The 7251-nt window shown below is 44.1% G+C and carries 7 protein-coding genes; 1 reads left to right on the plus strand and 6 read right to left on the minus strand.

Annotated elements, in window-relative coordinates:
• Positions 1 to 181 precede the first annotated feature (181 nt).
• Genes ACHBGV_RS10080 through hemW form a run of 5 tightly spaced genes read right to left on the minus strand, consistent with a single transcriptional unit; the run spans position 182 to position 4083 of the window.
• Positions 182 to 814, minus strand: coding sequence for a TIGR01906 family membrane protein (locus tag ACHBGV_RS10080; RefSeq protein WP_394736262.1), 633 nt, complete (start codon positions 812 to 814; stop codon positions 182 to 184).
• On the minus strand, positions 804 to 1577 hold the full coding sequence (locus ACHBGV_RS10085) for a TIGR01457 family HAD-type hydrolase (protein WP_394736263.1): 774 nt from the start codon (positions 1575 to 1577) through the stop codon (positions 804 to 806). The genes ACHBGV_RS10080 and ACHBGV_RS10085 overlap by 11 nt, the downstream gene beginning before the upstream one ends.
• Before the next feature lie 9 nt (positions 1578 to 1586).
• Positions 1587 to 2204: an NUDIX hydrolase N-terminal domain-containing protein gene (locus tag ACHBGV_RS10090; RefSeq protein WP_394736264.1), complete on the minus strand. Its 618-nt coding sequence runs from the start codon at positions 2202 to 2204 to the stop codon at positions 1587 to 1589.
• A complete protein-coding gene (locus ACHBGV_RS10095) occupies positions 2191 to 2931 on the minus strand; it encodes an acyl-ACP thioesterase domain-containing protein (protein ID WP_394736265.1) in 741 nt (246 codons plus the stop codon). Before ACHBGV_RS10095 ends, ACHBGV_RS10090 begins: the two co-directional genes overlap by 14 nt.
• Positions 2932 to 2946: 15 nt before the next feature.
• Positions 2947 to 4083, minus strand: a complete 1137-nt coding sequence (gene hemW / locus ACHBGV_RS10100) for a radical SAM family heme chaperone HemW (RefSeq protein WP_394736266.1) — start codon at positions 4081 to 4083, stop codon at positions 2947 to 2949.
• Between the two features lie 94 nt (positions 4084 to 4177).
• Here hemW and ACHBGV_RS10105 point away from each other — a divergent pair, with 94 nt between their 5' ends.
• On the plus strand, positions 4178 to 4756 hold the full coding sequence (locus tag ACHBGV_RS10105) for a VanZ family protein (protein ID WP_172062428.1): 579 nt from the start codon (positions 4178 to 4180) through the stop codon (positions 4754 to 4756).
• Positions 4757 to 4777: 21 nt separating this feature from the next.
• On the opposite strand, the gene ACHBGV_RS10110 is transcribed toward ACHBGV_RS10105, so the two are convergent.
• Positions 4778 to 7054, minus strand: coding sequence for a glycogen/starch/alpha-glucan family phosphorylase (locus ACHBGV_RS10110; RefSeq protein ID WP_172062430.1), 2277 nt, complete (start codon positions 7052 to 7054; stop codon positions 4778 to 4780).
• Positions 7055 to 7251 lie beyond the last annotated feature (197 nt).

Below are 7251 nucleotides of genomic sequence, written 5' to 3' on the forward strand. Positions count from 1 at the left end.
ATTTTAAGATAAGCTGCAATTTCACCACGTTCTGTGGCTGAGAGATGAGAATAGGATGAGTTTCTGGTAGAATGAGTATTGGACATGTTCATTTGCTTTCTATACTGAGTTGGGGAATTCTAGTATATCAGACGAACATGTCTTTTTTGTTGCATTTCATTTTACAACGCGGGAAATTATCCTAGTTAGTTTTCCTGGTAGATTTCACTGTCCACGCCAGCATTGCCAAAGAAAAGAGCTCGTAGAGAACGAAAAACAAGATAAAACAATGGAGGAAAAAGTCCTGTGGCAGAATGTAGATGACAGGGTCTTTTGCTGGGTCAAAGAGCCAGGTCGAATCGCCCGGAAAGAGGACCTTGTGGAAGAGGACGAAGAACGTATCAAATCCAATTAAGACACCGACCAGTCCGATAAGAACAGGCGCCAATGCAACCCAAGTAAAAACCCGACGATAGATCTGACCATAGCCCATGTTTAGAACTTGTTTAACAAAGAAAATAAAGGCTGGCAGGCTAATCAGAAAGGCAAACTGGGCAAAATGAAAGAGATACTTAACATCCCTAAAATGCTTGAGACCAGCTGCCGACGATCGGAAATTTGGCATGTCTAAAACACTTGCAAAAGGATTGGTCAGATAGTTCATCAGGATATTGAAATTGTAGGAAATATCCGACGCTTTCATGTAGACCACTTTTTCCAACCCTAAAAAAGAAATCTCCAGCGGATAAACTAGCCAAGCTAGATAGATGGTTCCTAGAACTGCTGCCGACAAGACAAACAAAATCGTTCCGATAATCTGTAACTTAGTTCTCATCAAAACTCCATTCATCCAGGCTGTTGAGGACATAGGTCGGAGCAAGGGGTAAGTCTGCTACTTCTTCTGGCTTAGTGAAGCCAGTCAGGACTAAAAGAGTTGGAAATCCATTATCAATCCCTGCACGAATATCCGTCAGGTAGTTATCTCCCACCATAACCGTTTGGCTGCGTTCTGTCCCTAAAATCTCTAGAGCCTTGTCCATGATAATAGCTTCAGGCTTGCCAATAAAGATCGGCTCAACACGGGTAGCAGCTTTCAAGAGTGCAATCAATGAACCAGCACCTGGCAAGTGACCACGCTCCGTCGGAATATTGAGGTCAGGATTGGTACCTATAAAGGTCGCTCCCTTTTGAATAGCCAAGGTAGCAATGGTAAGCTTTTCATAGGTCAACTGAGTGTCCAGTCCCACCACCACATAGGCAGGATTTTCCCTGTCTTCCACATAACCTGCCTCAAAAATGGCAGACTTGAGCCCGTCTTCTCCAATTACATAGACTGTCTTTTCCCGACCCAAGTCATTCATGTAGTCCACAGTAGCCAGACTGGCCGTGTAAATGGTCTCAAGTGGCGTTTCAATATTAAAATTCTCCGCCAACATAGCTTGTACCGTTTCAGGACGACGGGTGGTATTGTTGGTCACAAAGAGATAGGGAATGTTGCGCTCCTGCAAACCATGAATAAACCGTTCACCAGCAGGAATCCGCTTTTTCCCTTCATAGATCGTTCCATCTAAATCAATCAAATAGCCTTGATAGGTCATTCTTTCTCCTTAATCAAATCGTGTTTCCCAATGCTCAGACCAACTAGCTTCCAAGCAAAGTGCTAACTGCTCAGGAGTATTTTTCCCAAGATAGAGCGGAGGCAAGTCATCTAGACTGAAAAAACCACTGGCGACTGTTTCCGAATTGGGCTGAAACTCACCGCCAAGGAGACGACATAGAACAAAGACCTTGATCACACGGTGGGCAGACTTGGCAGGATTGTTCTTGTCCTTGTCCAAAATCGCCACCACACGTTGAGCCTCCACATCCAGCCCCGCTTCTTCCTTGACCTCCTTGACAACATTGTCCTTGACCGACTGGTCCACATCGCACCAACCACCTGGTAAAGACCAGAGCCCATCGTTTTCCTGGACAAGTAGGATTTTATCCTCTTGAAAAATAGCTGCGCGGGTATCCAGCTTGGGTGTCTGATAGCCTGACTCATTACAAAAGAGTTCTTGTACTACTTCCAAGGGCTGCCCAGACGGTTCTACTAGCATCTCTGCCGCAATCTGTCTGATTTCTTCGAAACGCTCTATGTCATAAACATCTTTTCCATAGGACAAGCCTGTCTGAGCCAAGGCTTGTAAACGTACGGCCCATTCCAACCACTTATCCTGCGACATGATCTTCCCTCCATTCTATGACAGATTGCGCATGGATATGCCCGTCAACCACAATCTCGTGCTGACTGACCCCAGCTTCCACCACCATGCGTGAACTCACCAGGCTAGTTGCCTCTACTTCCTTGAGATACTTGAGTTGGATTTTTTTAGGGATATGGCAGAACAGAAAATCATAGCCCAGTGCTTCACACATCCATTCCAGGTACTTGCCATTATTGACATGCCCATTCATATCCAAATCAAAATAGCGAACAGGGAATTCTTGGACAGACGGATTTTCCAAGAGCTGATACTTGGGAGCCCGAGGCAATTTCTTGACCTGCTCAGACTGATAAGGAGCAATCAAGGCTTCTGGCACAGGCGCCACCTTGCGAGTTTCAAAATCAATCAGGACAAAATAGCAGAGAATGTCCAATAAAAGATTGCCTGCTGCATCGTAGATGTAGAACATCCGATGACAGAAGAATTTGTTGTAGGCAACTGCTTCTGTTTTGATTGTGATGGTTTCATTGTACTTGGGCAGTCCTTGAATTGTCAGTTCATAATCTGTCACCACCCAAATCAAGCCAAATTCCTGAAAAACATAGAGGTCACTCCGCCCCAACTCTTCCGACTGCCGACCTGACACACCAAGACAATAGGAAATCAAGTCAGGCAGTTTGACAGCCTGCTTCACATCACACATATCAAAGGGAATGGTAAAATTTTCTTGGTAGGTTAAGCCCATCGTTTTTGCTCTTTTCTAATCTGTAATAATAAATCGTTCAGCAACCGTATCGCCCAGGAATAACCCTTTTTTGGTCATCCGAAGCCTACGGTCTTCTTCTTGTAAAAGACCTTCATTTTTCAAGTCTCTGACCACCTGACCGTAGCGGTCTTCAAAGGAAATGCCAAACTTTTCCTCGAATCGCTCAATGGACACGCCAGTTTTTTTCCGTAGGCCTAAAAACATCTCTTCTTCCATCTGCTCGGTCTGGCTGAGGAATTCTTCGTGTAAGCGAGAATGGCCTTTTTCGCGGATGGACTTGAGGTAGTGCTGAATGGGGCCGCGGTTGCGATAGCGCATGCCGTCGATGTAGCCAGATGCTCCAGCACCTAGACCATAATACTCCGAGTTGTCCCAGTACATGAGATTGTGGCGGCTTTCAAAGCCTGGCTTGGTGAAGTTGGATATTTCGTAGTGCTCAAAGCCGTTTTTCTCCAACTCCTGAAGGATGTAGTCGAACATATCGGACTCCACATCTTCGTTGGGCAGATGGAGGTTGCCACGGCGTTGACGGTTCATGAAGACCGTGTGGTTCTCCAAAATCAAGCTATAGAGGCTCATGTGGGGAATATCCAGCTCCAAGGCCTTGGCGACATTGTCCACCACCTGCTCCATAGTCTGACCAGGCAGGGCATAAATCAGGTCAATAGAAATGTTGTGGAAGCCCGCTTCCTTGAGGGCTGCAATGGTTTCATAAATCTGAGCTTGGTTGTGGCTACGACCGATTTTTTTCAGCATACGGTCATCAAAGGTCTGGACCCCCAGCGACACCCGATTACACTTGGACTTTTTCAGAACCGCAATCTTATCCGCCGTCAAGTCACCTGGATTAGCCTCAATAGTGAATTCTTCCACCTGTGACAAGTCGAGCAAGTCCTCCAGATTGGTCAGGAGGTAGTTCAACTGGTCTGCCGAGAGTGCCGACGGTGTTCCACCTCCGATATAGAGGGTCTTGAGGGCTGGGAGATCGTAAAACTTAACCTCTTCCATGAGGGCTGCCAGATAGTCATCAACAGGCTGATTCTTGATAAAAACCTTGGAAAAGTCACAGTAGTAACAAATTTGGGTACAAAATGGAATGTGGATATAGGCAGATGTCGGTCGTTTTTTCATACCAACTATTATAGCACACTGTCTATAAAAATATTTTTTACAGCCTTTACCCCCCCTCAAATAATGATATAATGAAATAAAAAGGAGGCCTTCTATGAGAAAAGAAGCTATCTATGACTGTATTAACCTGATCCTGTCATTTTTGCTCTGTCGCTGGCTCTTCATGACCTTTCTCTTTTACCAGTTCACGACCATTTTCATGACGGTTGATTTTTGGCCGACACTTGCCGCAATCCTGTTAATGACCGGATTTTGCTTTACCCTATTTCGACTTGTCTATAAGCCCCATATTTCGCGACTGACACTTTGGTTTTTCTACGCTTGCTACGGGCTTCTGCTAGTCTATCTTCTCTTTTTCAAAAGCATGGGCGTCAGAGGTGTCAACTGGGACCTCCTTAGCACCTTCTCCCAAGACCTATTTCTCAATCCAGCTATAGTGGTATTCAACTTCCTGCTCTTTTTGCCATTTGGATTACTTTTTTCATTTTCTTGGAAAAAACTTTCTCTCTTTGTAGGTGCCATATTGCTAGTTGAAGCTTGTCAATTCTTCTTTTCACTAGGCTTCTTTGACCTTGGCGACATCTTTCTGAACACCTCTGGCTTTGCCCTTGGAAACTTCTTGGGACAATGTGCAATCACTCAAGCTTTCAAAAATAGAATACAGAAAAAATGACCCCGCAAGGTCATTTTTAATTTATTTTATTTCCTTAGCTTCCAAATGCCAAATGTCTTCGTTGTACTGTTGAATGGTACGGTCTGATGAGAAGAAACCTGCTTTGGCAATGTTGACGATAACCTTATCCAACCAGCTGTCACGGTCTTCGTAGTCTGCCAACATTCTTTCCTTGGTTTCAATGTAGTCTTCTAAGTCTAATAAGGTCATGAAGTGGTCATTATGCTTGAGGTTGTCCTGCAAGCGCCAGAGGCGTTCATCAATACCACCAGCATGACGAATGGTATCAGATGTGATGAAATCGATCAATGGACGGATAGCATCTCGTTCGTAGAAGGCATATGGATGGTAAGTTCCATTTGCATAGTGGTCAATAACAGTTTGGCTATCTTGACCGAAGATGTAGATGTTTTCATCACCTACCAACTCATGAATTTCCACATTGGCACCATCATCTGTACCGATAGTTAAGGCACCGTTGAGCATGAATTTCATGTTACCAGTACCAGATGCTTCCTTGGAAGCAAGAGAAATCTGCTCTGAAATATCTGCCGCTGGAATGATAAAGCTAGCTTCTGTTACGTTATAGTTTTCAATCATAACCAGCTGCAAGTGTGGTGCTACTTCTGGATCATTTTTGATAACCTGTGACAAGACCAAAATCAAGTGGATAATATCTTGAGCTGTTGTATAGGCTGGAGCTGCTTTTCCTCCAAAGAAAACAGTCAATGGACGAGTTGGAATATTACCCGCCTTGATATCCAAATACTTATGGATAACATAGAGGACATTCATCTGTTGACGCTTGTACTCGTGCATGCGCTTGATTTGCACATCAAAGATGGATTCAGGATTGACATGTACACCTTGAGTTTTGGCAATATGACGTTGTAGTTTACGCTTGTTGTGCTGCTTGGTTTCTTCCAACCATGCTCTCAATTCCTTACTGTCTTTGTGATCTAATAGTTTCTCTAACTCACTGGCATCGTGGTGGTAGCCATGGCCGAGCAAGCTATCAAGGTAGCTTGCTAGACTTGGGTTGGCATGCATGAGCCAACGGCGGAAGGTAATACCGTTTGTCTTGTTGTTAAACTTCTCTGGATAGAGTTCGTAAAAGGCCTTCAACTCTGAAGTTTTCAAAATCTCTGTATGGAGGGCAGCCACACCGTTGATAGAATATCCATAGTGAATATCCATGTGAGCCATGTGAACACGGCCATGCTCATCGATGATATTAACCGCTGGGTCATTCTTCACTTCCTTTGCACGACGGTCCAATTCCTCGATAAATGGCACCAAGTGTGGAACTACACGATTCAAGAAATCAAGCGGCCATTTTTCAAGGGCTTCAGACAAGATGGTGTGGTTGGTATAGGCCGTCATCTTCTTGACAATTTCAATTGCCTCATCAAAGGAAATACCACGAAGTTCCAAGAGACGAATCAATTCTGGAATGACAAGGGATGGGTGGGTATCATTGATTTGAACTACAGCGTAATCCGGCAAGTCATGAAGATTTGAACCTTTAGCAACAGCCTCATCAATCAAGAGCTGGGCAGCATTGGACACCATAAAATACTGCTGGAAGATACGCAGCACCTTGCCCTCATCTGTCGAATCATCTGGATAGAGGAAGAGGGTCAGATTGCGGAAAATGTCTTCCTTGTCAAACTCGATACCGTCATAGATGATATTGTCATCTACAGAACCAAGGTCAAACAGACGCAAACGATTCTTACGCTCTGTCTTATAGCCAGGAACATCAATATCATACAACTTAGATGTCAAGGTAAAGTTGGCGAATGGCACTTGGTAAGAAATTGGGGATTCTGTCAACCAAGAACGTGGCGTAATCCACTCATTTGGCACTGCAGATTGTTGGTGGTATTCAAACAACTGTCGGAAAAGACCAAAGTGGTAATTCAAACCGACACCATCTCCATTGAGACCAAGACTGGCAATGGAATCAAGGAAGCAGGCAGCCAAGCGACCCAAGCCACCATTACCAAGAGATGGCTCCATCTCCACATCTTCAATGGCGATTAAGTCCTTCCCTGCCGCTGCAAGCTGGCTCTTCACCTCATCATAAACACCCAAGTTAATCAAGTTGTTAGACAAGAGTTTACCAATCAAGAACTCCGCAGAGATATAGTAAACCTTCTTCTTCTGCTCATTGGTGTACTTGGCCTCGCTCTGCTGCTTGGTAAATGCTAGAAGTGCATAGTAGAGTTCGTGGTCAGAACAGTCTTCAATCCGCTTAGCGTACATGGACTGGACAAAATTTTGTAAATTAATCATTCCTAATCTCCTAAATGAAACTAATATATGTAAGTGTTCATGATTATTTCGTTACTATATGTAACCGTTTTCTATTATACACTAAAAAACAAAAAAAGACAAGCTAAGTTCCATACAAATAGGCTCTATAATTTCTGTAGTGGGTAAATCCACTGTAGAGATTATGTAGCCTTTTTGAGTGTATACAAAAAATCCCA

The organism is Streptococcus sp. A34 (genome assembly GCF_043674115.1).
Classification (GTDB): domain Bacteria; phylum Bacillota; class Bacilli; order Lactobacillales; family Streptococcaceae; genus Streptococcus; species Streptococcus suis_V.

Bases quoted from the DNA above. Each gene is read 5' to 3' on its own strand.
- ACHBGV_RS10080 (WP_394736262.1), bottom strand. From the start codon at position 814: ATGAGAACTAAGTTACAGATTATCGGAACGATTTTGTTTGTCTTGTCG.
- ACHBGV_RS10105 (WP_172062428.1), top strand. From the start codon at position 4,178: ATGAGAAAAGAAGCTATCTATGACTGTATTAACCTGATCCTGTCATTT.
- ACHBGV_RS10085 (WP_394736263.1), bottom strand. From the start codon at position 1,577: ATGACCTATCAAGGCTATTTGATTGATTTAGATGGAACGATCTATGAA.
- hemW (WP_394736266.1), bottom strand. From the start codon at position 4,083: ATGAAAAAACGACCGACATCTGCCTATATCCACATTCCATTTTGTACC.
- ACHBGV_RS10090 (WP_394736264.1), bottom strand. From the start codon at position 2,204: ATGTCGCAGGATAAGTGGTTGGAATGGGCCGTACGTTTACAAGCCTTG.
- ACHBGV_RS10095 (WP_394736265.1), bottom strand. From the start codon at position 2,931: ATGGGCTTAACCTACCAAGAAAATTTTACCATTCCCTTTGATATGTGT.
- ACHBGV_RS10110 (WP_172062430.1), bottom strand. From the start codon at position 7,054: ATGATTAATTTACAAAATTTTGTCCAGTCCATGTACGCTAAGCGGATT.